Source organism: Edwardsiella tarda ATCC 15947 = NBRC 105688 (assembly GCF_003113495.2).
In the GTDB taxonomy this organism is placed as follows: Bacteria; Pseudomonadota; Gammaproteobacteria; order Enterobacterales; family Enterobacteriaceae; genus Edwardsiella; species Edwardsiella tarda.
This window is the reverse complement of record NZ_CP084506.1, coordinates 141,925-165,420: the sequence shown is the minus strand read 5'-3', so window position 1 is coordinate 165,420 and position 23,496 is coordinate 141,925. Positions and strand designations below refer to the sequence as shown.

Here is a 23,496-nt window from a genome sequence, read left to right as displayed (position 1 = left end):
CATGAACGCCTTTGCGCGCCTGCTGCCCGGCGATCGTATCATCCGCCTACAGTGTCTGATCATCGTCGTCGTCGCGTTGCTGTTTTCCGCCCTGCTCGGTACCCGCTTCTTCAGCGTGGCGAACTTTCAATCCATCACCGCCCAATTGCCAATCCTCGGCATGCTCGCCCTCGGCATGGGGGTGACCATGCTAACCGGCGGCATCAACCTGTCGATCATCGCCGGTGCCAACGCCTGTTCGCTGGTGATGGCCGCCATCATCGTCGCACATCCCGATCAGCCCCTATTCCTCCTACTGGCGCTCTTGGCTGGCCTGGCGGTGGCGGTAGCCATCGGTGCGCTCAACGGCGCGTTGATCGCCTGGATCGGCGTCTCACCGATCCTGGCGACCCTCGGTACCATGACTCTGATCACCGGCCTGAATATCCTGCTCTCCAACGGGGCGGTTATTGCCGGTTTCCCGCCATTGTTCCAACAGCTCGGCAGTGCGACGCTGTTGGGGATCCCGCTGGCACTGCTGCTCTTTTTGGCGGTGGCCGCCGCCCTGTGGCTACTGTTGGAGCACACCACCCTGGGACGCAGCCTGTATCTGATCGGATCCAACCAACAGGCGACCCACTTCAGCGGCGTGAATACGACCCGGGTACAGATCGCCGTCTATGTGATCTCGGCCGTGCTCGGCTGGGCAGCCGCCTTACTGATGATGGCCAAATTTAACTCGGCCAAGGCCGGTTACGGCGAATCCTACCTGCTGGTCACCATCCTGGCCTCGGTACTCGGCGGCATTAACCCAGACGGCGGTTTTGGCCGTATCCTCGGGCTGGTGCTGGCGTTGATCGTGTTACAGATGCTGGAGAGCGGCCTCAATTTGCTGGGCGTCAGCAGCTACCTGACCATGGCCCTATGGGGCGGTGTGCTGATCCTGTTTATCGCATTACAGAATCGAAAAGCCTGATTTCGGGAGAACATTCATGGCGAGCTATTTTATTGGCGTAGATGTAGGAACCGGCAGCGCCCGCGCTGGCGTCTTTGACCTCAGTGGACGCATGGTCGGCCAGGCGACACGCGAAATCGACCTCTATCGTCCCCAGGCCGACTTCGTCGAACAATCTTCAGATAACATCTGGCAGGCCGTGTGTAACGCGGTACGCGATGCCGTGAGCCAGGCCGATATCAATCCGATTCAGATCAAAGGAATGGGATTCGATGCCACCTGCTCGTTGGTGGTTCTGGATAAGGAGGGCAAGCCGCTGACCGTCAGCCCCTCCGGACGCAGCGAGCAGAACATCATCGTCTGGATGGATCATCGTGCCATCGCGCAGGCGGAGCGTATCAACACCACCCATCACCGGGTACTGGACTTCGTCGGCGGGATCATCTCACCCGAGATGCAGACGCCAAAACTCTTGTGGCTGAAACAGCACATGCCGACGACCTGGGCCAATGCCGGTTATTTTTTCGACTTACCCGATTTTCTCACCTGGCGCGCTACCCAGGATGACACCCGTTCCCTCTGCTCCACGGTGTGTAAATGGACCTACCTCGGCCACGAACAGCGCTGGGACGATAGTTACTTCCGCGAGATCGGGCTGGAGGATCTGCTGGCGCACGATGCCGCCAAGATCGGGCGCGAGGTCAAAACCATGGGTGAGCCGCTGGGCTACGGCCTGACCGAGCGCGCCGCCCGTGAGATGGGGTTGATCCCCGGCACCGCCGTCAGCGTCTCGATCATCGATGCCCATGCTGGTACCCTTGGTACTCTGGGTGCCAGCGGCGTCAGCGGTGAACTGGCCGACTTCGATCGGCGTATCGCCCTGATCGGCGGCACCTCCACCGGCCATATGGCGATGTCACCCACCGCCCGTTTTATCGGCGGCGTATGGGGTCCCTACTATTCGGCGATCCTGCCCGGCTACTGGCTGAACGAGGGGGGACAATCGGCCACCGGCGCCCTGATCGATCACATCATCCAGTCCCATCCCTGTTATCCCGCCCTGCTCACCCAGGCCAAAGCCAACGGACAGACCATCTATGAGTTACTCAATGGCCTGCTACGCAAGATGGCCGGGGAGCCGGAGAACATCGCCCTGCTAACACGCGACATCCACGTTTTACCTTACTTCCACGGCAACCGTTCTCCGCGCGCTAACCCAACGCTGAGCGGGGTGCTCAGCGGGCTGAAGCTATCGCGGACGCCGGAGGATCTGGCATTGCAGTATCTGGCAACTATCCAGGCGATCGCGCTAGGTACCCGCCACATCATCGAAACGATGAACCAAAGCGGCTACCGCATCGACACTATTATGGCCAGCGGCGGCGGTACCAAAAACCCGCTCTTCGTCCAGGAGCATGCCAACGCTACCGGCTGCGCCATGCTGTTACCCGTCGAAGGCGAGGCGATGTTGCTGGGTGGCGCCATGATGGGCACGGTGGCCGCCGGTGTCTTCGATACGCTGCCGGAGGCGATGGGAGCCATGAGTCGCATCGGCAAGACCGTGACGCCGCAGGCCACCAGCATCAAGCAGTATTACGACCGCAAATACCGCGTATTTCATGAAATGTATCAAGACCATATGAAATATCGCCAGCTGATGCAGGGGGAAGAATGAACCCGGAATGGCGCCAGGCGCAAGACGCCTGGCACGTGTACAGCGAGGAGTTGGCGCAACTGGCGACGCGCCTGGATGCCGCCAGCTGGCAGCGACTGCTGGATCGGCTCGACGGCTGCCGTGGCAAGATCGTGGTCAGCGGCGTCGGTACCTCTGGGATCGCCGCACGCAAGGTCGCACACATGCTGGCCTGCGTGGAAAGACCGGCTATCTACCTCAGCGCCACCGATGCCGCCCACGGCGACCTCGGTTTCCTGCGGGCGGAGGATCTGGTCATTCTGATCTCTCGAGGCGGCAACTCCGACGAGCTGACGCGCCTGTTGCCCACCTTGCTGGCGAAGGGCGTGCCCTTGATCGCCGTGACTGAAAATCCCGACTCAGCCATCGCTCAGGCGGCACAGCTAACGCTGGCCACCGGAGTACAACAGGAGATCGATCCACTCAACATGCTGGCCACCACCTCGATCATCCTGGTGTTGGCCCTGTTCGATGCCGCCTGTGCCTGCCTGATGCAACGTAGCGGCTACGATCGCCGCACCCTACTGGCGGTACACCCCGGCGGTGACGTCGGGCTCAGCCTGCGTCACGCCGGCGATCAGCCCAACGGCGCGTAGAGGTCGAAACGGTGGCTCTTGGTGAGGGTCGCGTTCGGGGTGGCGACGCCAGCCAGCGGCGGTGCATAGTCCGGGCGCTTCACCACCACCCGTTTGGTCGCCAGTTGACGCGCCGGTGCCAGCAAGGCATCGGCGTCATCATCGGCACCGACCAACGCCTGAAACACGCGCATCTCTTTCTTCACCAACGCGCTCTTCTGGCGGTGGGGGAACATCGGATCGAGATAGACCACCTCGGGGCGGGGCGTCAAGGTCGCCAACGCCTCGATACTGGAGGCATGCAGTAAGGTCAGACGCTCGCGCAGCCAGGGGCCGATCTCTGCATCGGCATAGCCGCGCTGTAGACCATCGTCCAACAACGCCGCCACCACCGGATGACGCTCCAACATGCGCACCCGACAGCCCAGCGCAGCTAGCACGAAAGCGTCACGTCCCAGACCGGCGGTAGCATCCACCACATCGGGTAGATAGCCGCCCTTGATACCAACCGCCTTAGCCACCGCCTCACCGCGCCCGCCGCCAAAACGACGGCGATGCGCCATCGTCCCACCGACGAAGTCGACAAAAATCGCCCCCAGCTTCGGCTCATCCAGCTTACGCAGCTCCAGGCGTTGCGGCGTCAACACCAACGCCAATAAGGCGTCGGCATTGTGGCTTAACCCCCAGCGCTGCGCCAGCGTGGCCAACGCCGCGACATCGGCGCCCTGCTCGGCCAGCAGCTGAACCGACATCAGCCCTTGATCCCGTAGTGGCGCAGCATGGCGTCGATCTGCGGCTCACGCCCCCGGAAGGCCTTGAACAGCGTCATCGGCTCGTCGGAGCCCCCTTGGGACAAGATGTTATCCAAGAAGGCCCGCCCGGTATCGACGTTAAAGATACCCTCCTCCTCAAAGCGAGAGAAAGCATCCGCCGACAGCAACTCGGCCCACAGGTAGCTATAGTAACCCGCCGCATAACCGCCAGCGAAAATATGGCTGAAGGCGTGCGGGAAACGCCCCCACTCCGGCGACGGCACCACCGCTACCAGTGCCTTCACCTGACGTAGGGTCTCCATGATCTGCGCCCCTTGAGCCGGATCGAACTCGGTATGCAGGCGGAAGTCGAACAGGCCAAACTCGAGCTGGCGCAGGATAAACAGCGCCGACTGGTAGTTCTTCGCCGCCAGCATCCGCTCCAACATCGCCTGCGGCAACGGCTCGCCACTCTGGTAGTGACCAGAGATAAAGGCCAGCGCCTCCGGCTCCCAACACCAGTTCTCCATGAACTGACTCGGCAGTTCGACCGCATCCCACGGCACACCGTTGATGCCGGAAACGCCCGGGGTTTCGATACGCGTCAGCATGTGGTGCAGACCGTGGCCGAACTCGTGGAACAGCGTGGTGACTTCGTTATGGGTGAACAGCGCCGGCTGATCGCCCAGTGGGCGGTTAAAGTTACAGGTCAGGTAGGCCACTGGCTTCTGTAACGTACCGTCGGCGCGGCGCATGCGGCCGGCGCAGTCGTCCATCCAGGCGCCGCCCCGTTTATGCTCGCGTGCATACAGATCCAGGTAGAAGCTGCCGCACAACTCGCCATCGCGGTCATGCAGCTCGAAGAAACGGACCTCCGGGTGCCAGACATCGACATCGTGGCGCTCTTTGGCTGTGATGCCGTAGATGCGGCGCACCACCTCGAACAGGCCGCTCAGTACCGTCGGCTCGGGGAAGTAAGGGCGCAGCTCCTCGTCGCTGATGGCGTAGAGGTGCTGTTTCTGCTTCTCGCTGTAGTAGGTGATGTCCCAAGGCGCCAACGCATCGACGCCATAGTTCTCTTGGGCGAAGGCGCGCAACTGCTCCAGCTCCGCAGCACCCTGATCATGAGCGCGCTGGGCGAGATCGTTGAGGAAGCTCAATACCTGCTGCGGATTCTCCGCCATCTTGGTGGCCAAGGACTTATCGGCATAACTGGCGAAACCCAACAGTTGCGCCAGTTCGTGACGCAGCGCCAATGTCTCCGCCATGATCGCACTGTTGTCCCACTGGCCGGCGTTCGGTCCCTGATCGGAGGCCCGCGTCGTGAAGGCTTGATACATCTCATGACGCAATGCGCGGTTGTCGGCATAGGTCATGACCGGCAAGTAGCTCGGCATATCCAACGTCAACAGCCACCCCTGTTGGCCGCGCGCGGCCGCCAACTCGTGCGCCGCCGCCAAGGCACTCTCCGGTAGACCGGCCAGCTCGCCCTGCTCCGTGATCAGCTTGCTCCAGCCCATGGTGGCGTCCAGCACGTTATTGCTGAAGGCCGATCCCAGCTCGGACAGACGCATCACGATTTCGCCGTAGCGCTTCTGCGCCGCGGGTGGCAGCCCGATGCCGGACAGTTCGAAGTCGCGCAGCGCGTTATCGACCGCCCGCTTCTGCGCCTTATCCAGCGCCGCGTAGCCCTCGCCCGCCTTCAGCTGACGGTAGGCTTGATACAACCCCTGATGCTGGCCCACCCAGGTCCCATACTCCGACAACAGCGGCAGACACTGCTCATAAGCCGCGCGCAGTTCCGGGCTATTCTGCACCGCATTGAGGTGGCTCACCGGCGAAAAAATCCGGCTCAGGCGATCGTCGACCTCTGCCAATGGTTGTACCAAGTTATCCCAGGTGAAGGGACCGGGTTGTACCACGACGCGCTCCACCGCGGCACGGCAGTCGGCCAGCGCCGCACTTACCGCCGGCACCACATCCTGCGGCGTAATGCGAGAAAAGGGCGGGAGAACAAAGGGGGTCAGCAAAGGATTGGTCATCTGCATGTGTCCTATGGTCGGCGGGGCTGACACGGCAGCCCCGGAATTCGGGTCATCCGCCGCATGACGCGCCGGATCGAAAAAGGGGTAATGTGCCTAAGATGGAGACGCAGACGCAGAAAATCAATCTCCGCGCCGTAAATAACAGGGACCCTGAATGCGTCGCGCGATCAACGCCCCGACACACATCATGACGCGCCGGCTAGGACGATGACGACGCGTAACGGCGGATATGGCACGCCAACGCCGCTAGCCGCTCATCGTCGGCCCGCTGCGCATCGTGTGACGAGAGATAGCCCTCATAATGCGTAAAGAAACGCGCGCTGCGCGACTCGATGGGCCGCCACTCGGCCATATTGGCCGTACCATGCATCGGGAATAGCTTGCTGTGCACGTGATCGACCCCAAACCCCTCAAAAAACATCCCACAACGCCCTACGTCATCGAAGGCACGATCGAGCAGGCGCGCCACCTGCTTGGTGGCGAGCGTCAAGCGCGCCAACACCTCGTCGGGTAAATCGAAGGCATAACTGGGGTAATGACGCTTGGGGATCACCACACTGAACCCCTCGGTATTCGGGTAAATAGACAGAAAAGCCATGTGCTCGTCATCTTCCCAGATCCGATGGCAAGGCGCCTCTCCCCGTACGATTTGGCAAAAAATGCAACTCATCTTCCCACTCCTCCCGTCGCAACAGCGTGTTGGGTTTATCACGCCTCCAGGCGGAAATAGGGTATACTTTCGGCAATAGCACACCGCCCCGGCGTCGGCCTGTAACGGCTACGTCAGCCTGGTTCCTTTTTAACCCGTCGACTCATCAGAAGCAATCACCCTATGTTAAGTTATCGTCACAGTTTTCATGCTGGCAACCACGCCGACGTACTCAAGCACACCGTCCAGAGCCTGATCATCGAGGCACTCAAGGAGAAAGAGAAGCCGTTTCTCTATCTCGATACCCATGCGGGTGCCGGGCGTTACCTACTCAGTGGAGAGCATGCCGAGAAGACCGGCGAATACCTCGAGGGTATCGCCCGCCTGTGGCAGCAGGATGATCTGCCCGCAGAGCTAGAGCCCTATATGATGGCGGTGCGCCACTTCAACCGCAGCGGCCAGCTGCGCTACTACCCCGGCTCACCGCTGATCGCTCGCCAGTTATTACGTGAGCAGGATCGGCTACATCTGAGTGAACTGCATCCCAGCGACTTTCCGCTGCTGCGCGCCGAGTTCCAGAAGGATGAACGCGCCCGCGTGGTCCGCGAAAACGGCTACCAGCAGCTGAAGTCTCAACTGCCACCGGCGTCACGACGTGGCCTGATCCTGATCGATCCACCCTATGAGCTAAAGAGCGATTACCAGGATGTGGTGAAGGGGATCCAGGAGGGGTATAAACGCTTCGCCACCGGTACCTACGCGCTCTGGTATCCGGTGGTACTGCGCCAGAACATCAAACGCCTGGTGCATGCCCTGGAGGAGAGCGGTATCCGCCGTATTCTCCAGATCGAGTTAGCGGTACGCCCCGACAGCGATCAGCGCGGTATGACCGCCTCCGGCATGATCGTCATTAACCCGCCATGGAAGCTTGAGGGCCAGATGCGCAGCGTTCTCCCTTGGTTACACCAGGTGTTAGTACCCGAGGGAACCGGCCATACCAGCGTCAACTGGATCGTCCCAGAATAACGGCGGCGCGTCGCGCGACCAGACAACCCCCTACCCTCAGTACGGAATTCGTGCCTTGCCGGCGGCAAGATTTTGCCGTCGGCCCATTCCAGGCGTTACACTTCTCAACGAGCTTGCCATTCGTCGCCCGCCCTCGGCGGCAAGACATGGCGAGGATGCAATCCGATTCGTTGATAACGCAGGGACATCCCGATGACTAAACATTATGACTATCTCGCCATTGGCGGCGGCAGCGGCGGCATCGCCTCCATCAATCGGGCAGCGATGTATGGCCGCAAGTGTGCACTGATCGAGGCTAAGGCCCTCGGCGGAACCTGTGTCAATGTGGGCTGTGTGCCGAAGAAAGTAATGTGGCATGCCGCGCAGATTGCCGAGGCCATTAAGTTGTACGGTCCGGACTACGGCTTGGAGGCCACGCTGAACCGCTTCGACTGGCAGCGCCTGATCGACAGCCGCAGCGCCTATATCGATCGTATTCACCAGTCCTATCAGCGCGGGTTGAACAATAATAAGGTCGATGTTATCCAGGGATTCGCCACCTTCATTGATGCGCACACGGTCGAGGTCAACGGTGAGCGCATTAGCGCCGATCATATCCTCATTGCCACCGGTGGGCGTCCTCTGCGTCCAGCGATCCCCGGGGCGGAGTATGGCATCGATTCGGACGGTTTCTTCGCCCTCGAAGCCCTACCGCAACGCGTCGCCATCGTCGGCGCGGGTTATATCGCAGTCGAGATCGCCGGGGTACTCAATGCCCTAGGTAGCGAGACACATCTGTTCGTGCGTAAACACGCCCCGCTACGTAGCTTCGACAGCATGATCGTCGACACCTTGGTGGAGGTGATGAACAACGAAGGGCCGCAACTGCATACTCACAGCGTGCCACAGTCCGTGGTGAAGAATGCCGACGGTAGCCTGACCCTGACCCTAGAGAATGGCCATAGTCAGACCGTCGACTGCCTGATCTGGGCCGTCGGCCGGGAACCGAATACCGATCGACTGAATCTAGCGGCCGCGGGCGTGGCATGCGATGCGCGCGGTTATATCCCGGTCGATACCTTCCAGAATACCAATGTCCCCGGCATCTATGCCGTCGGCGATAACACCGGTGCCGTCGAACTGACGCCGGTCGCCGTCGCCGCCGGGCGGCGTCTCTCCGAGCGCCTGTTTAACAACAAACCGCAGGAGCATCTGGACTACAGCAACATCCCGACAGTGGTCTTCAGCCATCCCCCGATCGGCACCGTCGGCCTCACCGAAGAGCAGGCACGTGCGCAGTTTGGCGCTGATCAGGTCAAGGTATACACCTCCTCCTTCACCGCCATGTATACCGCCGTCACCCAGCATCGCCAGCCGTGCCGGATGAAACTGGTCTGCCAGGGTGCGGAAGAGAAGATCGTCGGCATCCACGGCATCGGCTTCGGCATGGATGAGATGTTGCAGGGCTTCGCCGTCGCGCTGAAGATGGGTGCCACCAAGCGCGACTTCGACAATACGGTCGCCATCCATCCAACGGCGGCGGAAGAGTTCGTAACCATGCGCTAAGCGGGAGCACCCGATGCGCACGCGTCCCCGAAAGAGAGCGCGATGTTAACGCCCTGTCCGCCACCGGCGGCAGGGCGTATTAGCATCAAGCCGACTTATCGCGCGCGGGCAGCGTGAACACCGCGACAGCCTGCGCCAACCCCGCCGCCTGCTCCTCAAGTGAGGCGGCCGTCGTGGCAGACTGCTGAACTAACGCCGCGTTCTGTTGCGTGACCTGCTCCATCTCGCTCACCGCCTGGCTCACCTGGGAAATCCCAAGGCTCTGTTCATCGGAGGCCGCCGCAATCTCGGTCATAATACCGTTCACACGCTGCGCCGCCTCGACGACCGACTGCATGGTCTCGCCAGCCTGGACGACCTGATGTGAGCCGGCATCGATGCGCCGCACCGAATCCTCGATCAACGTCCGGATCTCGCGGGCCGCTTGGGCGCTGCGTTGCGCGAGGTTACGCACCTCACCAGCCACCACCGCGAAGCCACGCCCTTGCTCTCCGGCCCGTGCCGCTTCGACGGCGGCGTTTAACGCCAAGATATTGGTCTGGAAAGAGATCGAGTCGATAACCGCCGTAATATTGGCGATCTGGCGCGAGCTTCCGGCGATGTCGTGCATCGTCGCCACCACCCGTGAAACCTCACTACCGCCTTGGTTAGCCGTCTCCGAGGCACTATTCGCCAACTGGCTAGCCTGGCGCGCATTATCCGCATTCTGGCGTACCGTGGCCGTCAATTGCTCCATGCTGGCCGCGGTCTCTTCCAATGAAGCCGCCTGCTGTTCGGTTCGCGTGGATAGATCGGCGTTACCCGTGGTGATCTCACCACTCCCCAGGAGTAAGGCATCGACCCCCCCACGGACCTGGCTGACGATGGCGATCAACGCTTGCTGCATGCTATTGACGCTGTGTGCCAACTGCCCCAACTCATTGCGTCCTCCCTCTAGGCGTACAGAGAGATCCCCCGCACTCAGACGGCGCAGATGCGCGTGCAGTTGAGCCAACGGCTGGAGCAGAATACCGCGAGCCGCCAACGCCGCAGTACTGATCAACGCCAGCACGGCCAACGCGATGGCCGCCAGCATCCAACACATGCGCTCGAAACTACGCTGGTTTTCATCGATCCCTCGCTGCAACAACGCACGGTTTTGCTCACGCCACTGCGCATAGCTCTCAGCCAGTGCATCCTGCGCCGCCTGTGTCTCGAGATTGCCATAGGCGGGATAGTCACCGGCACGGAGATAGCGTGAGGAGTCACGCAACAGGGTATAGAGTGTCTGGAAACGCTGCTCGACGGTGCTCGCCAGCGCCTCATCCTGCCCCGGCAAACGCGGAGCGGCACGATAATTCTCGAAATAGTGCGCCGCCTTATCTAACGACGCGTTAGCGGCATCCAGCAATGGGCCGATCTCGGCCTGCCTCACCCCTCCGTTTTGCTGCTTTAGGTAACGGATCGCGACGCGATTGATGGTCACTCGTGTCATCACCAACGTCTGCCAGCCATCGGCCAGCTGTTCCTGTTGGTCGCTCAGCGCTCGCGACTGAGAAAAATTGTCGCGATCTTGCGTGATGGCGGAATAAAACAATCCCCCCGACACCCCCTGTAATAGGGTGAAGACCGCCAGTAAAACGATGAGTCCTGTGATCACTCTAATATTTTTAATCATGCCAATATCCTGAATCCCTTTGATCGTGTAGAGCTACCCAAGGGGTATCGGCATGACGTAGGATAAATTCACGACAGTCATCACAAAAAAAGACTTATTAGCTTATTTTTTTATTCAACAGGTGTCTGTTTGCGGTAAAAAATAAAGATAAATAATAATGAAATCATTTTTTACATGTGGGACTTTTAATAAATAACAAATAAAAACAACAAGTTATATTTAATATGTTTATTTTTATCCATTAACACCATTTTGTGATTAAAGACGTCAAATAACCACATCACGAGTCAGGAGGAATCACACACTCACTCGGTAACGACTCCTGTGTCAGGTTTAGCCGCGTCACACGGATCACCCGATCATAATCGGCTGGAAATCCCTCCAGACCTTTTCCCTCATCAACCCCATAGAAATCGACATAGACGCGTGGATAGGCGCGAACACGTTGGCTACGTTGATGCGCAATCAGGCTCTCGGCGGCTCGCAGTTGCCCCTCTTCATCATAAAGCCACGCATCACGTCCCCCGCCACAGGGAATGAACTCGCTCACCTCGAAGCCCTCGGTGTAGGCACCACGAAAATGTTGCTCTGGCACCACGTCGCGACAACCTAACAGTAGGACGACACTCAGCAACACCCCACTCCTTGCCCCGCTCATGCCTCGCATATCTTCCCCTTATTCGACACTGCCCGTGATAACGCCCTAATCGGACAAGATAACCCCTAGCACCTTAACTACAACGCAATAGAGGCCGGATCGCTCGGGTCAGCACCCGAACAGTGCGTGGCTCCGACAGATCAGAAAACGGCTATTTTGTCGGATAAACGCGACAAAAGGTTGGCGTTTACCCGGTTCAGCGATATGGTAAAACCTCTTTTATTTTTGGTGAGTTATTCGGATTGGGTCATGGCAAAAATTCGCGTTGGCATCGTGTTCGGCGGTAAATCCTGCGAACACGAAGTTTCTCTTCAATCGGCAAAAAACATCGTCGCCGCGATCGATCACACACGTTTTGACGTGATGCTGATCGGGATCGACAAACAAGGCTACTGGTATCGTTGTCCGGAGCACGGCTATCTGAGCCATGAAGATGATCCACAACATATCGCCTTGAATCACGCGAGCGCGCATCGGCTGGCCGTATTGCCTGGTGCCCACAGTGGGCAATTGATCGACACCGTGACGGGTGAGAGCTTGCCTTCGCTGGATGTCATCTTCCCTATCGTGCACGGCACACAGGGCGAGGATGGCTGCCTGCAAGGCATGTTGAAAATACTGAACTTGCCCTTTGTCGGTTCCGATATCATCGGCTCCGCCGCCTGCATGGATAAAGACATCTGTAAGCGTCTGCTGCGCGATGCCGGGTTACCCGTCACTCCGTTCGTGACTCTCACCCGTGACACCCAGGCAGACTATGACTACGAGACACTGAGCCGTCAGCTAGGTTCGACGCTGTTCGTCAAGCCGGCCAATCAGGGCTCCTCGGTCGGGGTAAGTAAGGTACGTAACGCCGAAGAGTATGCCCGCGCTATCGCCGAAGCATTACGCTTTGACCATAAGGTGATCATCGAGCTCGGCGTCGTTGGCCGTGAAATCGAGTGCGCTATCCTCGGTAATGAAGCCGCGCAGGCCAGTGTCTGTGGCGAGATCATTCTACACAGCGACTTCTATAGCTACGATAGCAAATACATCAGCGCTCAGGGTGCGCAGGTTGTCGTACCGGCACAGATGACGCCAGAGAGCAGCGAGCGTGTGCGTCAGATAGCCCTGCAGGCGTTTCAGGCGCTCGAATGCCGCGGCCTGGCCCGTGTCGATGTCTTCCTGACAGAGGAAGGTGAGGTTATCATTAATGAAATCAACACGCTGCCTGGCTTTACCAATATCAGCATGTATCCCAAGCTGTGGCAGGCTTGTGGCATCGACTACCCGACGCTGATCACCCGCCTGATTGAGTTCGCATTAGCACGTCAGCATCGAGACAGCCAGCTATGTCAGAGCGAAGACAAACGCTAAGCCCGCCATCCTCTCTCATCTGAGCGATAAAGAGCCTGCGCCGCAGGCTCTTCGCTTATGAAATATCGTGAATAAAACTCAGGAAGTCGCTCTTACGCAGCAACGACAGCTTTTCGCGAAACTGCCGGATCTTGCTGTATACCGACTTATCGGCGGTGTGCAGCTTCGCGGCGATACACTTGACCCGTACACCACTCATCATATTGTCCAGGATGGTAAAGGTCTCTTCGCTCACCCGTCCCGGCCCATTCGACGACATAAAGGTATGTTTAACTTGCGGGGTAATAAAACGCTGCCCGCAGAGGATTTCACGCATAGCGTGCTCGATATCCAATAACGAAGCCTTCTTATGAATAAAACTGGCGTTCTCGATTAATCGAAGGAAATTAAGAGTATGTGCCGGTTGTTGCGCCGTCCAGAACACCACGCGATAAGAGGAGGGAAGGTGAGCCAAGGCACGAACGAGATGAAACAGTGAATGGGTGAGATGATTCAGGTCGATAAACAACATCTGTTCTCGTGTATCGTCCAATATCGCTCCCTGTCCACACGGCGCCACGCGTGCCAGCAATGCACAGACGCCAGAAATAAACATCTGATCATCAGAAAGAACACGGATCGCCGCGCGATCGGTATTCACCATGAATGACTCTGATAAACACGCAGATAGTGAATCCATCTTGTTATCCCTGTCGACACCAGGATGACCTTGTGTCATATCCGTCCCAAGACGCCAGCCTCAGAACACCTGGTAAAAAATGATTCACGGGTATATAGGGATCGTATCAATGTGTCATCGCCACATCCCTATCATCTTACCCGCCACAACTCATAGCGCTTAACTAGATATTATTTTTGCTATTTAAAATCAGCCGTAGGCATAACAACAACTCTCTCTACCGTAAATACACTTTACATAAAGTGAAATATCGCTCGTAGAAGCAAAGAAAAATCGACAGATAACAATAGATAAAGTCATAGAAAGATTCAGCGTATCACGCAGAATGTCTGGCGTGACAGGCCGTGAGTTTAATCATTTTTACGTCATCCCGGACTTCTGTGACAAGCTACACAGAAAGAATAATCCGATCTGGTTAGTCCATCGTGGCTGTATGCTAGAAATAAAAAAACGCCGATTTATCTTTCGGCGTTAAAAAATCACAGATGGTTTTGCTCAGTCATCCTCAGCCTAGTCAGCCACACCCTGCCGCAGGATATCTATCAACTCCAGAATACTCGTATCACTACTGCGGCTTTTATGATAATGCGCATATACTGTACCGCGTGATTTTCGTTGTGGATGCGCTAATATTTGTAACGGTACCATCCGGGCAAACTCATGGGCGAATTGCTGACCACAGACCAAGATATAATCCGTCGTCGCCGCCATCATCATCAAGTTTAGCAACGAGGAGCTGGAGTAAATCGGCGCCTTACGGTGGGGATTGAGTACCTCATCATCCTCGAATAACGAGGGCCACATGGTTAAACTCAGGTACTCCTCTTGTGCCAGTTGCTCACGACTAAATCCAGGAGCCATGCGCGGGTGTCCGACTCGGCAGACTACGACCGGACGTACATCAAGCACCGGGACATTCGTAATCATCCAATCGGCATATTTTTGTGGTGTGAAGCTGAGATCAATTTTACGCGAACGCAGTCGACTGATATCGCGTGTTAAGTCACCATCGTGCGTTTCCGTCATCAACTCGACGTTATCGAACGGATAGTGATGACGACGCAACAAACTGGTTAGATAAAATTCTAACAGTGGAGACATACTCAACTTTAATCGTGTCTGACGCCGATCGCCTTGATGAATGCCATTGGTCAGATTCGCGGCATTCTGAATATTATTTAAAGCCTGTGCTAAATTAGGCGTGATATTGTAGGCCAACGCGGTGGGTTCTAGCCCCTGCTTAGTCCGGATAAATAGTGGATCGTTAAATGCATCACGCATTTTTTTCAATGCACGGCTAATCGAAGCGGTGGAGCTATCCAATAACTCTGCTGCCAGGGTCACACTACGCGTATCCATCACGGTCAGAAAAGTCCGTATCACACTCACATCAACATCGAGCATATTTTTACCTTTAGTGGTCGCCGCTGGGGAACGCGTATAATTCGAACGCTCATTGTAAATTCAAGTTATTTTTTATGCAAATATCAGCTCAATAATAGATTGATGCTATTTTAAATACATTGTCATCTGTATGATACAGAGTAAAAAATAAAGAAAATAATGACTACGGCATCACATAAATAGCCTTATGAAAGGCTAGCATAATGCACTCAGGGCGCGTTATCCCCATGCTAAGCCCGATGAGGCCTGTTTTTCATCCGTGACCACCCCACCAGGAGTCTGCATGTCTATACCCCGCAAGTATCAATATGCGCTCGTTTTATTCATCGTTCTCCTTCCTGTGGTGGCCGTGCTGCTCCTGCTCTACCGTCCGCAAAGCGATGCGCTGTGGCGCATCGTGAGCCAGCAGTGCCTCCCCCATCAGAGCACAACGGGAGTTCCTACGCCCTGCGCCCGCGTGGATACGAAACAGGGGTACGTCCTACTGAAGGATCGAAAGGGTATCTTGCAATATCTCTTATTACCCACCCGACGCAACAGTGGCATCGAGGATCCCCAACTCCTCAGCCCCGCTACACCCAACTACCTAGCCGCGGCCTGGCACAACCGCGATCTACTCAGCCAACGTTACGGCAGCGCCATTCCCGATCGCCTCCTCTCACTGACCATTAATTCACGTTATGGGCGAACCCAGGATCAGCTACACATCCACCTATCCTGTACTCGTCAACATATCGTCACCGACTTATGGCGTATCTATCCAACCCTCCGCACACAGTGGCGGCGGATCGGGGATATTGAAGGGAAGCGCTATTGGGCTCGACGCTTGAGCAACGCGACGCTGGAAAGGGAGAGTCCTTTTATCCTGCTCGCCCAGCTCGCAGGTACACCTGACGCGATGGCCGACTATGGACTGGCGCTACTGCCGGCTCCCGATGGCCAATTGATCTTATTAGCGACACGCCGCGCACTCTGGCGTGGCAACCTCGCCTCGATCGAAACTATCCAGGATCATCGTTGCCCACAGCTCTATCCTCAAAGCGCAGGGACACCTTAACCGGCGAAACGGGGTGGTAACAGCGGTAGCCGTTCGAATTGTAATGGGCGAGAGAGGTAGTACCCCTGAGCGGCACAAGCATCGGAACGCTGTACCAGATGCCAAGCCTGAGCATTCTCGACCCCCTCGACGATCACACCGCGCGAATATTGGCGCATCATCGCGACCAGCGCCATAAACAGCTCGGTACCCTCTGGGGTCTGGCACAGCAACGCGAACACCGCGCGGTCCAACTTGACGAACTCGTAGCGCACATCGATCAGTGACGAGAAGTTGGCAAGGCCGCTACCGAAATCATCCAACCACAGGCGATGGATCTCGGCCAACTCATGGATCGGCGCGCTGCCCTGCACATGCTCTAAGACCTCAAAGCGTAAGAAGGGTAATTGCTCGATTAAGGCTGCTGCCTCCTCTTCCTCCTGCAAGGCATGCAGCACTTGCCCATCGACGTTAATCGAAACGAACAATTCACGCTGTCCGAGGAACTGGCGCCAGCGATAGACCAGACGGATCTGCTCTAGCAGCACCTGTAGGCGCAACGATAGCGGAATATGGGCGAAATAGTGCTCAGGAGAGAGGCCGCGTTCAGGCTGTGTCGGATGGACGACGCGAGTCAGCAACTCGATAGCTAAAGGACGGCCACAGGTATAGTAAATGGGCTGAAAAGTATATTCGCGCACACAGTCTTGCCAGTAAGCGCTGGCTGTTAAGTCGCTACGCAACGCAGATGCCACGCCTCCGCCACCAGACACGATATTGCCAATGTTCATACCTCTCCCATCCATTCATGTCTGAATAACTACCATCCTGTGCCCCAGCGACTGGCGTACTGCTCAATTATCGGCATGTATGACAAAAGCTTTAACCGGCGTCACTGGGCGCGACACATCGCCACCCTACGGGCATTTTTAGATCCCAATCATATAAAAACAGAACATTGTTTTATTTTTATTGACGAGGCTATTTCCCCTCGACAAACTAGAGGCCATTTTCCTCTGGTTACCACGGGCTGATTTCCCCATGACGAGCGCAAAGATTGCCATTATTGGCGAATGCATGATTGAACTGTCCCAGAAAGGCGCGGATCTGGCGCGCGGTTTCGGCGGCGATACCCTGAACACCGCCGTCTACCTGGCCCGTCAAGTGCCAGCAGAACGCCTGGCTGTCCACTACGTTACGGCCCTGGGTTGCGACACCTTCAGTGGCGAGATGATCGATGCCTGGCGGCAGGAGGGATTGGAGACAGACCTGATCCAACGGATGAGCGATAAGCTGCCGGGCCTCTACGTCATCGAGACCGATGATCATGGGGAGCGAACCTTCTACTACTGGCGCAATGATGCCGCCGCCCGCTACTGGCTAAAAAGTGTCGAAGCCGATGCCATCTGTGATCGCCTGGCCGAGTTCGACTATCTCTATCTCAGCGGCATCAGCCTGGCCATCCTCGATGAGGCCAGCCGTGCGCGGCTCATGCTATTGTTACAACGCTGCCGCGACAAGGGCGGCAAAGTGATCTTTGACAATAACTATCGCCCGCGCCTATGGGCCGATGCGGAACAAGCGCGTGTCGCCTATCGTGCCATGCTGGCCTGTACCGACATCGCCTTCCTGACCTTAGACGACGAAGATCTCTTGTGGGGAGAACAACCGTTGGATGCGGTACTGGAGCGGACTCACGCCTTAGGTGTCGGCGAAGTCGTCATCAAACGCGGTGCCGATGCCTGCCTGGTTTCTATCGGCGCGCAGCGCTATGAGATCCCTGCGGTGAAGCTGGCGAAAGAATGCGTGGTCGATACCACCGCCGCTGGCGACTCCTTCAGTGCTGGCTACCTCTCCGTCCGCCTCTTAGGCGGCGATGCACCATCCGCCGCCGCCCGCGGTCATCTGACGGCCAGCACCGTGATCCAACATCGCGGCGCCATCATCCCACGCCACGCCATGCCAGACTAATCCGCATCGCGTGAAGACAACAACGCCGGCTAATGCCGGCGTTGTGCGTTCCGAAGGGAGGATCACTGCGCGAGAGGTTGGGCCGGATTCTCTGCGGCGGCAGGATGCGACTGCGCCTCGGCCATCTCGGTTACGGCATTACTCTCCTCGCCGACTAGCCCCATAATCTGGTTATAGTTCTCCAGCATCTTGCCGACATTCTCCTCCGTCTCCCCGCGCGGTTGGCGCAATACCATCGCCGGCTCACGCGACAAGATAGCGTGTAACTCCTGATTCAACTCATCCAGGGTCATGCCGTTCAAGAACGCCTGGCGCAACTTCTGGTAAGCCTCGGGCGCGATATCGACCACACCGCTCTGCTGAGAACGCAAGCGCTGGCTCATCAGCACATCGGTGTTAGTACGCGCATAGGTGGCGAATAAGTGGCTCAACTGCTCATGTTTCTGTGCCAGCAGTGTGTCGAACGCCTGTTGACTCACGCCCTCGTTGCGTACCGCCGCCATCTTCTCGGTGATAAAAGCCAGAGTCTTACTCAACGCCGCCTGAGGGGTGTCCAGATGAATGGCACATTGCGAGCGCTGGTATTGCACCTGACAGTTAAAGCTTAAATTGACGGTCTCTTTCAACGCGCTATTCGCCAACGCCTGCTGCAAGTGCCAAAACAGAACCTCACGCGCCAGATCGCTCTTCCAATAACGTAATAGCATCTGAGAGTCACGGATCGGCTGCCACGGCGCATCCCAGATCAACGACAAGGTATCCTGCTTGGCGTCGTCAGCGATCAGATTAAGCGGTGCCGCGGCCAACGCCGGCAGTGCGGGTACCGTAGCCGGTGTCTCCCGCTTACCCGGCAGTGAGCCGAACGATTGATTGATCTGCTCGCTCAATGCGCGCGCATCCACGTTACCGACCACATACAGCGTCATCGCGTCAGGGGTATACCACTGGTGATAAAATTGCTGCAGCTTCGCCGCCGCTAATGGCAGTGTGACCGGACGTCCCGGCTCATGCCCCAATAAGTTGGAGCCTTTCAGACGGTAACGCCACCACGGATCACTCGCCTCACTCGGTAAGGTGGCCACGCGTTTATCCTGGCCCTGTAACGCCGCCGCGACGGTGGCATCGTTAATCTCGAGATCGGCGGCGGTATTCGCCAACCAGCGCAGCGCCTCTTTCAATAGCTCCGGACGGTTATTCGGTAGGCTGAGGTTGTAACTGGTGTAATCATAGGAGGTGATGGCCGCCGGCAACGGGTGTACCGGATCGATCGCCTGTTGCCAGAAGTCATGCAACGCCGTGGCGCTAAACCCTTTACTGTCCGCCAAGGCAAGACGCGGCAGTAACGCGGCATACCCCGTCTGCGGCGCGGACTCGGACAATGAACCGGTATTCACGATCATCCGCAATTCAATACGATCGGACGGTCGTTGCGGCGTCGCCAGAATTTGCCAAGAGAAACCATTCGCCAGTTTGCCTTCTTGCCATGCGGGGTCGGGCTGTAGCGTTTCAGAGTGCACGCTGGTGCCAACCATGGCCAGCGCCAGCCCACCAATCATGAGACGCCATTTGGTGTATTGCATGTGAACCCCTACTTAAATCGGTCAAATACGTAACAGTAGCGTATAAGTGCTGCTCCGTTAGACCACGGGAAACAGACAAAATCGCAAACGTTAAAGAAAAAATTCTACCTAGCAGAATCGATGGACTTATTATAAAGATGCCCCCGACAGCATCAAGCCGTGGGGGCGAGACATTCACCCCCGGTAACAAAAAGCCGGGGGATTTGAATGACGAGGGGGGAAAGATTACGCGATAGGCTGTTTCAGCGTGCCGGGATTGCCACCCAACACCGCCTGCATTTGCTTCTCATCCAACTGGCGGCAACGTTTAGCCACCACGATAGTCGCAACGCCGTTACCGATCAGGTTAGTCAAGGCGCGAGCCTCGGACATAAAGCGATCGATACCCAGGATCAAGGCCAACCCGGCGACGGGCAAGTGTCCCACCGCCGACAACGTCGCTGCCAGCACGATAAAACCACTGCCAGTCACGCCGGCGGCGCCTTTCGACGACAGAAGCAACACCACCAACAAAGTAATCTGATGCCAGATATCCATGTGGGCGTTCGTCGCCTGAGCGATAAAGACCGCGGCCATGGTCAGGTAGATCGAGGCCCCATCCAAGTTAAAGGAGTAGCCAGTCGGGATCACCAGGCCAACCACCGATTTCTGGCAACCGACCTTCTCCATCTTGTCCAACATGCGCGGCAAGGCGGACTCTGAGGAGGAGGTTCCCAGCACGATCATCAGCTCTTCCTTAATGTAGCCGATAAAGCGGAAGATGCTGAAGCCCGTCGCCCGGGCGATGCTGCCCAAGACCAAAACCACGAACAGAATACAGGTCAGATAGAAGCACAGGATCAACTGCCCCAGCTGCACCAGGGTGCCGACACCGTATTTCCCGATGGTGAAGGCCATGGCACCGAATGCTCCGATGGGCGCTAACTTCATGATCATATTGATCACGCCAAAGATAACCTTGGAGAAGCTATCGATGACATTAAAGATCAACTGCCCCTTCTCGCCCAAATGGTGCAACGCGAAACCGAACATGACCGCAAACAACAAGACCTGCAAGATGTTACCGCTGGCGAAAGCGCCAATCACACTGCTCGGGATGACATCCAGCAAGAAGGCGACGATACCCTGTTGCTGGGCCTGATCGGCGTAAACCGCGACCGCCTTCACATCCAACGCGTTCGGATCAACGTTCATCCCTGCGCCAGGTTGCAACAAATTCACCACCACCAGCCCGATGATCAGAGCGATGGTACTCACGACTTCAAAGTAGAGTAATGCGATAGCGCCAGTTCGTCCTACGGCCTTCATGCTCTCCATGCCAGCGATACCGGTCACGACGGTACAGAAGATGACGGGGGCGATGATCATCTTAATCAATTTAACGAAGCCATCACCCAGTGGCTTCATCTGTGCACCTAACTCGGGATAGAAATGGCCGAGTAAGATGCCGATAGTAATCGCCACCAACACCTGTAAGTAGAGGCTAGAAAAGATTTTTTTTATCATGGTTTATATTCCTGGTCGGGTACGAACGTACAGCTTTTGCATCCCGATGGGCGGGTATTGCATGCAATCAAAAGTAACATCAAGATAACAATATTGAAACGTAGTATTTCATTTATAAAAATTATTTAATCAAATATATGAGCTGAAGCGAATAAAGCCCTGCAAAGATTAACCATGTTCACTATATGGTTATACTGCATGGCATATCGCAGGGCTGACTCAGTGGCGAGGAGCGCTCGGATAGCGCGCCACAAACTCAGGCAGGGAAAGCGCCGGGGAGAAGTAATACCCCTGGGCGTAGTGGATACCGTTCGCCAATAGCCAATCGCATTGCTGCTGATTCTCCACCCCTTCCGCCACGACCTCTAGGGAGAGTACCTCGGCGATCGAACCGACAATGTGCACCAGCGCGCCATCCGACGGAAGCGGATCGATGAAACTCTTATCTATCTTTAAAATATCGATGGGAAGATGGCGCAAATAGTTCAGTCCAGCATAGCCCATACCAAAGTCATCCAGCGCCACCCGTATGCCTTGCGCACGCAAACGCCCCAGCAGCTCGGCAGCCTTATGCATATCGTCGATATAGGCGGTTTCGGTCACCTCCAGGTGCAAACGATGCGGGGCAATCGCATACTGCTGTAACAGGCGTACCACACGCTGACTAAAATGCTCATCGACCAGCTGTACCGCCGACACATTTAGCGATAACGGGATCATCAATCCGCCACGTTGCCACTCGAGTAAAATATGTATCGCCTCATCGAGCATCCACTCCCCTAACGCCACGATACCGCCGAATGCTTCGGCCAGCGGAATAAACTGCGAGGGTTCGCCGTAATGACCATCCTGATGACGCCAGCGGATCAACGCCTCCGCCCCCACTAATTGCCCGTTACGCAAATCGATCTGGGGCTGTAGATAGAGGGCAAAATTGCCTCGCTGCAAGGCATCGTGGATCGCCGCCTCCTGAGTCAGGCGCACCGTCACCTGTTCAGCCAACTCCGGCTCAAAAAAACGAATACTGTTTTTTCCCTCGGCCAAGGCGCTGTGTAGCGCGGAATGGGCCTGCGCCAATAATCGATCAGCCTGACTCGATTCGCCCTCTGATGTCACCGATGGGGTAGAGCCAAGGGCGATACCGATGGCAATGACCGGGCGTAGGGTCAGATTATCCACGGTGATAGGCTGGATCAGGCGCGTCATCAGTTGATGCGCCTGTTGCCGGATCACCTCCGGCTGCGACACACCCCACTCCGCAATTAAGAAACGATCCTGACTCGCCTGGGCGAGAAGCCCATCCGGCGCGATCTCCCCCCGCAGACGCGTGACTAACGTCGCCATCAACTGCTCGCGCTGTGCGGCATTCAACACGCCCATTGCCTCTTGTAAGGTCGGAATGCTCACCATCAACACACTCGGCTCCCCGCGCCGCTGTTCCAATAACGAGACAAATAACGCAGAGTTGGGCAGATCCGTTTGCCAGCCATGCGTCGATAGCTGGCTCAACGTCTGACGCGCCTGCAGCAAAGCCTGTTGATGACGATTATAAGCGCGCACGAGCTGCCCTAACTCATCGTCATGATGATGACGAGGGAGCGTCAACGGCGGGAAATTCGGGGCATCTAGCGGCATATTGCGTAATTCACGCGCCAGCGCACGCAAGGGATGAACCAACAATCGATTCATACACCAGCTAACCGATACGGTCAGGATCAATGCCAACAACAGATAGGTTGACACCAGCGTCGCAAAGGTACTGATAATAAAACGGTAAAGACGGAAATTATCCGCTCGCAACACCAGATAGCCCAGCGGCTGAGTCGATGCTGCATGCCCCCGATCCGCCCCATACAATGGAGTACGAACCTGTACCGGTAGCTGAAATAGACGACTCACCCAACTCGGGACCGGGCGAACTTTGGTGGACGAGGTATGCAGCACCAACAGCGTGCCGGTAGGTGATATCACCTCGGCATGAGATAAAATGACGGCAGGCTGTAAGCCTGCGAGTAACCGTTGCGCCTTGACCACATCCATATTCAATATCGCCTCGGATAAAGGCTGACGTACCGATGCAGTCATACTCACTAATTGTTGGCCATAGTCATCCTTACGCTGCTGCACAAAGTGAAACAGCTGAATCACGGTGAAGATGCAGATCGTCGTCAAGGCGACGGCGAACACCAACGTCATCTGTTTTATGGTTAAGGAACGACTGACTCGCAAACTCTCTCTCCGCACACAAAATCCGCTTAAGGTCACGCGATCGCACCCCTGTGCGGCCTAGCGCCTCAAACGGACCGAGTATACTGGATTCACTCGCGTTATTAACTAGGATAAAAGGCACTAAAGATCTTCGTGCATCCGGTTCATATACCCAAGTCACGCAGATGGAGCCGACGCGGTAATCGCGTAGAAAGAGGTGCG

At 56.8% G+C, this 23,496-nt stretch carries 19 protein-coding genes; 8 read left to right on the top strand and 11 right to left on the bottom strand.

The window, feature by feature from the left end:
- Position 1 precedes the first annotated feature (1 nt).
- From DCL27_RS00845 to DCL27_RS00835, 3 genes are read left to right on the top strand one after another with little or no spacing between them, the layout of a single operon-like run.
- Positions 2 to 955 carry an ABC transporter permease gene (locus tag DCL27_RS00845; protein ID WP_005290736.1) on the top strand — a complete coding sequence of 318 codons (954 nt, stop codon included), beginning with the start codon at positions 2 to 4 and terminating at the stop codon, positions 953 to 955.
- A 16-nt stretch (positions 956 to 971) separates the two neighbouring features.
- Entirely contained in the window at positions 972 to 2,609 is a 1,638-nt protein-coding gene (locus tag DCL27_RS00840) for an FGGY-family carbohydrate kinase (RefSeq protein WP_005290741.1), read from the top strand.
- The gene (locus DCL27_RS00835; protein WP_035599753.1) at positions 2,606 to 3,223 is read left to right on the top strand and encodes a KpsF/GutQ family sugar-phosphate isomerase; all 618 of its coding nucleotides are present in this window, start codon (positions 2,606 to 2,608) and stop codon (positions 3,221 to 3,223) included. Before DCL27_RS00840 ends, DCL27_RS00835 begins: the two co-directional genes overlap by 4 nt.
- Here DCL27_RS00835 and rsmJ read toward each other — a convergent pair.
- From rsmJ to DCL27_RS00820, 3 genes are all read right to left on the bottom strand, one after another.
- A complete protein-coding gene (gene rsmJ, locus DCL27_RS00830; RefSeq protein WP_035599755.1) occupies positions 3,205 to 3,954 on the bottom strand; it encodes a 16S rRNA (guanine(1516)-N(2))-methyltransferase RsmJ in 750 nt (249 codons plus the stop codon). The two genes, DCL27_RS00835 and rsmJ, sit on opposite strands and share 19 nt — an antisense overlap.
- Entirely contained in the window at positions 3,954 to 5,996 is a 2,043-nt protein-coding gene (prlC, locus tag DCL27_RS00825; protein ID WP_035599801.1) for an oligopeptidase A, read from the bottom strand. Before prlC ends, rsmJ begins: the two co-directional genes overlap by 1 nt.
- 202 nt (positions 5,997 to 6,198) lie before the next feature.
- Entirely contained in the window at positions 6,199 to 6,669 is a 471-nt protein-coding gene (locus tag DCL27_RS00820) for an HIT family protein (RefSeq protein WP_005290754.1), read from the bottom strand.
- A 162-nt stretch (positions 6,670 to 6,831) separates the two neighbouring features.
- Here DCL27_RS00820 and DCL27_RS00815 point away from each other — a divergent pair, with 162 nt between their 5' ends.
- Together DCL27_RS00815 and gorA are read left to right on the top strand one after the other, a co-directional pair.
- A complete protein-coding gene (locus DCL27_RS00815) occupies positions 6,832 to 7,674 on the top strand; it encodes a 23S rRNA (adenine(2030)-N(6))-methyltransferase RlmJ (RefSeq protein WP_005290756.1) in 843 nt (280 codons plus the stop codon).
- Between the two features lie 192 nt (positions 7,675 to 7,866).
- Positions 7,867 to 9,219, top strand: coding sequence for a glutathione-disulfide reductase (gene gorA, locus DCL27_RS00810; protein WP_035599758.1), 1,353 nt, complete (start codon positions 7,867 to 7,869; stop codon positions 9,217 to 9,219).
- An 85-nt stretch (positions 9,220 to 9,304) separates the two neighbouring features.
- Here gorA and DCL27_RS00805 read toward each other — a convergent pair whose 3' ends face one another.
- Together DCL27_RS00805 and DCL27_RS00800 are read right to left on the bottom strand one after the other, a co-directional pair.
- A complete protein-coding gene (locus DCL27_RS00805) occupies positions 9,305 to 10,876 on the bottom strand; it encodes a methyl-accepting chemotaxis protein (RefSeq protein ID WP_035599762.1) in 1,572 nt (523 codons plus the stop codon).
- 280 nt (positions 10,877 to 11,156) lie between these two features.
- Positions 11,157 to 11,543, bottom strand: a complete 387-nt coding sequence (locus DCL27_RS00800) for a short-chain dehydrogenase (protein ID WP_223931160.1) — start codon at positions 11,541 to 11,543, stop codon at positions 11,157 to 11,159.
- 240 nt (positions 11,544 to 11,783) lie between these two features.
- Between DCL27_RS00800 and ddlA the strand changes: the two genes are divergently transcribed.
- Complete coding sequence (gene ddlA, locus DCL27_RS00795; RefSeq protein ID WP_005295542.1) at positions 11,784 to 12,890, top strand: D-alanine--D-alanine ligase; 1,107 nt, start codon at positions 11,784 to 11,786, stop codon at positions 12,888 to 12,890.
- 55 nt (positions 12,891 to 12,945) lie between these two features.
- Here ddlA and DCL27_RS00790 read toward each other — a convergent pair whose 3' ends face one another.
- Together DCL27_RS00790 and DCL27_RS00785 are read right to left on the bottom strand one after the other, a co-directional pair.
- Complete coding sequence (locus DCL27_RS00790) at positions 12,946 to 13,533, bottom strand: response regulator transcription factor (RefSeq protein ID WP_005290769.1); 588 nt, start codon at positions 13,531 to 13,533, stop codon at positions 12,946 to 12,948.
- A 546-nt stretch (positions 13,534 to 14,079) separates the two neighbouring features.
- Positions 14,080 to 14,973 (bottom strand): LysR family transcriptional regulator, encoded by an 894-nt coding sequence (locus DCL27_RS00785; RefSeq protein WP_005290774.1) that lies wholly within the window; start codon positions 14,971 to 14,973, stop codon positions 14,080 to 14,082.
- A 283-nt stretch (positions 14,974 to 15,256) separates the two neighbouring features.
- Between DCL27_RS00785 and DCL27_RS00780 the strand changes: the two genes are divergently transcribed.
- Positions 15,257 to 16,030, top strand: a complete 774-nt coding sequence (locus DCL27_RS00780; protein WP_035599768.1) for a CDP-diacylglycerol diphosphatase — start codon at positions 15,257 to 15,259, stop codon at positions 16,028 to 16,030.
- On the opposite strand, the gene pdeH is transcribed toward DCL27_RS00780, so the two are convergent.
- The gene (gene pdeH / locus DCL27_RS00775) at positions 16,027 to 16,800 is read right to left on the bottom strand and encodes a cyclic-guanylate-specific phosphodiesterase (RefSeq protein WP_005295548.1); all 774 of its coding nucleotides are present in this window, start codon (positions 16,798 to 16,800) and stop codon (positions 16,027 to 16,029) included. The genes DCL27_RS00780 and pdeH overlap by 4 nt on opposite strands.
- 250 nt (positions 16,801 to 17,050) lie before the next feature.
- On the opposite strand from pdeH, the gene kdgK reads away from it, so the two are divergent.
- On the top strand, positions 17,051 to 17,980 hold the full coding sequence (gene kdgK, locus DCL27_RS00770) for a 2-dehydro-3-deoxygluconokinase (RefSeq protein WP_005295552.1): 930 nt from the start codon (positions 17,051 to 17,053) through the stop codon (positions 17,978 to 17,980).
- Between the two features lie 62 nt (positions 17,981 to 18,042).
- Here the strand turns inward: kdgK and DCL27_RS00765 are convergent, their stop codons facing one another.
- The 3 genes from DCL27_RS00765 to hmsP all read right to left on the bottom strand — a co-directional run bounded on the left by DCL27_RS00765 (position 18,043) and on the right by hmsP (position 23,295).
- Complete coding sequence (locus DCL27_RS00765; RefSeq protein WP_035599769.1) at positions 18,043 to 19,560, bottom strand: M16 family metallopeptidase; 1,518 nt, start codon at positions 19,558 to 19,560, stop codon at positions 18,043 to 18,045.
- Between the two features lie 225 nt (positions 19,561 to 19,785).
- Entirely contained in the window at positions 19,786 to 21,066 is a 1,281-nt protein-coding gene (locus DCL27_RS00760; RefSeq protein WP_228594461.1) for a dicarboxylate/amino acid:cation symporter, read from the bottom strand.
- A 219-nt stretch (positions 21,067 to 21,285) separates the two neighbouring features.
- Positions 21,286 to 23,295 (bottom strand): biofilm formation regulator HmsP, encoded by a 2,010-nt coding sequence (gene hmsP, locus DCL27_RS00755; protein WP_206536028.1) that lies wholly within the window; start codon positions 23,293 to 23,295, stop codon positions 21,286 to 21,288.
- Positions 23,296 to 23,496 lie beyond the last annotated feature (201 nt).

Excerpts from the sequence above, each read along its gene's own strand:
- DCL27_RS00845 (WP_005290736.1), top strand. The coding sequence starts at position 2 with ATGAACGCCTTTGCGCGCCTGCTGCCCGGCGATCGTATCATCCGCCTA.
- DCL27_RS00840 (WP_005290741.1), top strand. The coding sequence starts at position 972 with ATGGCGAGCTATTTTATTGGCGTAGATGTAGGAACCGGCAGCGCCCGC.
- DCL27_RS00835 (WP_035599753.1), top strand. The coding sequence starts at position 2,606 with ATGAACCCGGAATGGCGCCAGGCGCAAGACGCCTGGCACGTGTACAGC.
- rsmJ (WP_035599755.1), bottom strand. The coding sequence starts at position 3,954 with ATGTCGGTTCAGCTGCTGGCCGAGCAGGGCGCCGATGTCGCGGCGTTG.
- prlC (WP_035599801.1), bottom strand. The coding sequence starts at position 5,996 with ATGACCAATCCTTTGCTGACCCCCTTTGTTCTCCCGCCCTTTTCTCGC.
- DCL27_RS00820 (WP_005290754.1), bottom strand. The coding sequence starts at position 6,669 with ATGAGTTGCATTTTTTGCCAAATCGTACGGGGAGAGGCGCCTTGCCAT.
- DCL27_RS00815 (WP_005290756.1), top strand. The coding sequence starts at position 6,832 with ATGTTAAGTTATCGTCACAGTTTTCATGCTGGCAACCACGCCGACGTA.
- gorA (WP_035599758.1), top strand. The coding sequence starts at position 7,867 with ATGACTAAACATTATGACTATCTCGCCATTGGCGGCGGCAGCGGCGGC.
- DCL27_RS00805 (WP_035599762.1), bottom strand. The coding sequence starts at position 10,876 with ATGATTAAAAATATTAGAGTGATCACAGGACTCATCGTTTTACTGGCG.
- DCL27_RS00800 (WP_223931160.1), bottom strand. The coding sequence starts at position 11,543 with ATGCGAGGCATGAGCGGGGCAAGGAGTGGGGTGTTGCTGAGTGTCGTC.
- ddlA (WP_005295542.1), top strand. The coding sequence starts at position 11,784 with ATGGCAAAAATTCGCGTTGGCATCGTGTTCGGCGGTAAATCCTGCGAA.
- DCL27_RS00790 (WP_005290769.1), bottom strand. The coding sequence starts at position 13,533 with ATGGTGAATACCGATCGCGCGGCGATCCGTGTTCTTTCTGATGATCAG.
- DCL27_RS00785 (WP_005290774.1), bottom strand. The coding sequence starts at position 14,973 with ATGCTCGATGTTGATGTGAGTGTGATACGGACTTTTCTGACCGTGATG.
- DCL27_RS00780 (WP_035599768.1), top strand. The coding sequence starts at position 15,257 with ATGTCTATACCCCGCAAGTATCAATATGCGCTCGTTTTATTCATCGTT.
- pdeH (WP_005295548.1), bottom strand. The coding sequence starts at position 16,800 with ATGAACATTGGCAATATCGTGTCTGGTGGCGGAGGCGTGGCATCTGCG.
- kdgK (WP_005295552.1), top strand. The coding sequence starts at position 17,051 with ATGACGAGCGCAAAGATTGCCATTATTGGCGAATGCATGATTGAACTG.
- DCL27_RS00765 (WP_035599769.1), bottom strand. The coding sequence starts at position 19,560 with ATGCAATACACCAAATGGCGTCTCATGATTGGTGGGCTGGCGCTGGCC.
- DCL27_RS00760 (WP_228594461.1), bottom strand. The coding sequence starts at position 21,066 with ATGATAAAAAAAATCTTTTCTAGCCTCTACTTACAGGTGTTGGTGGCG.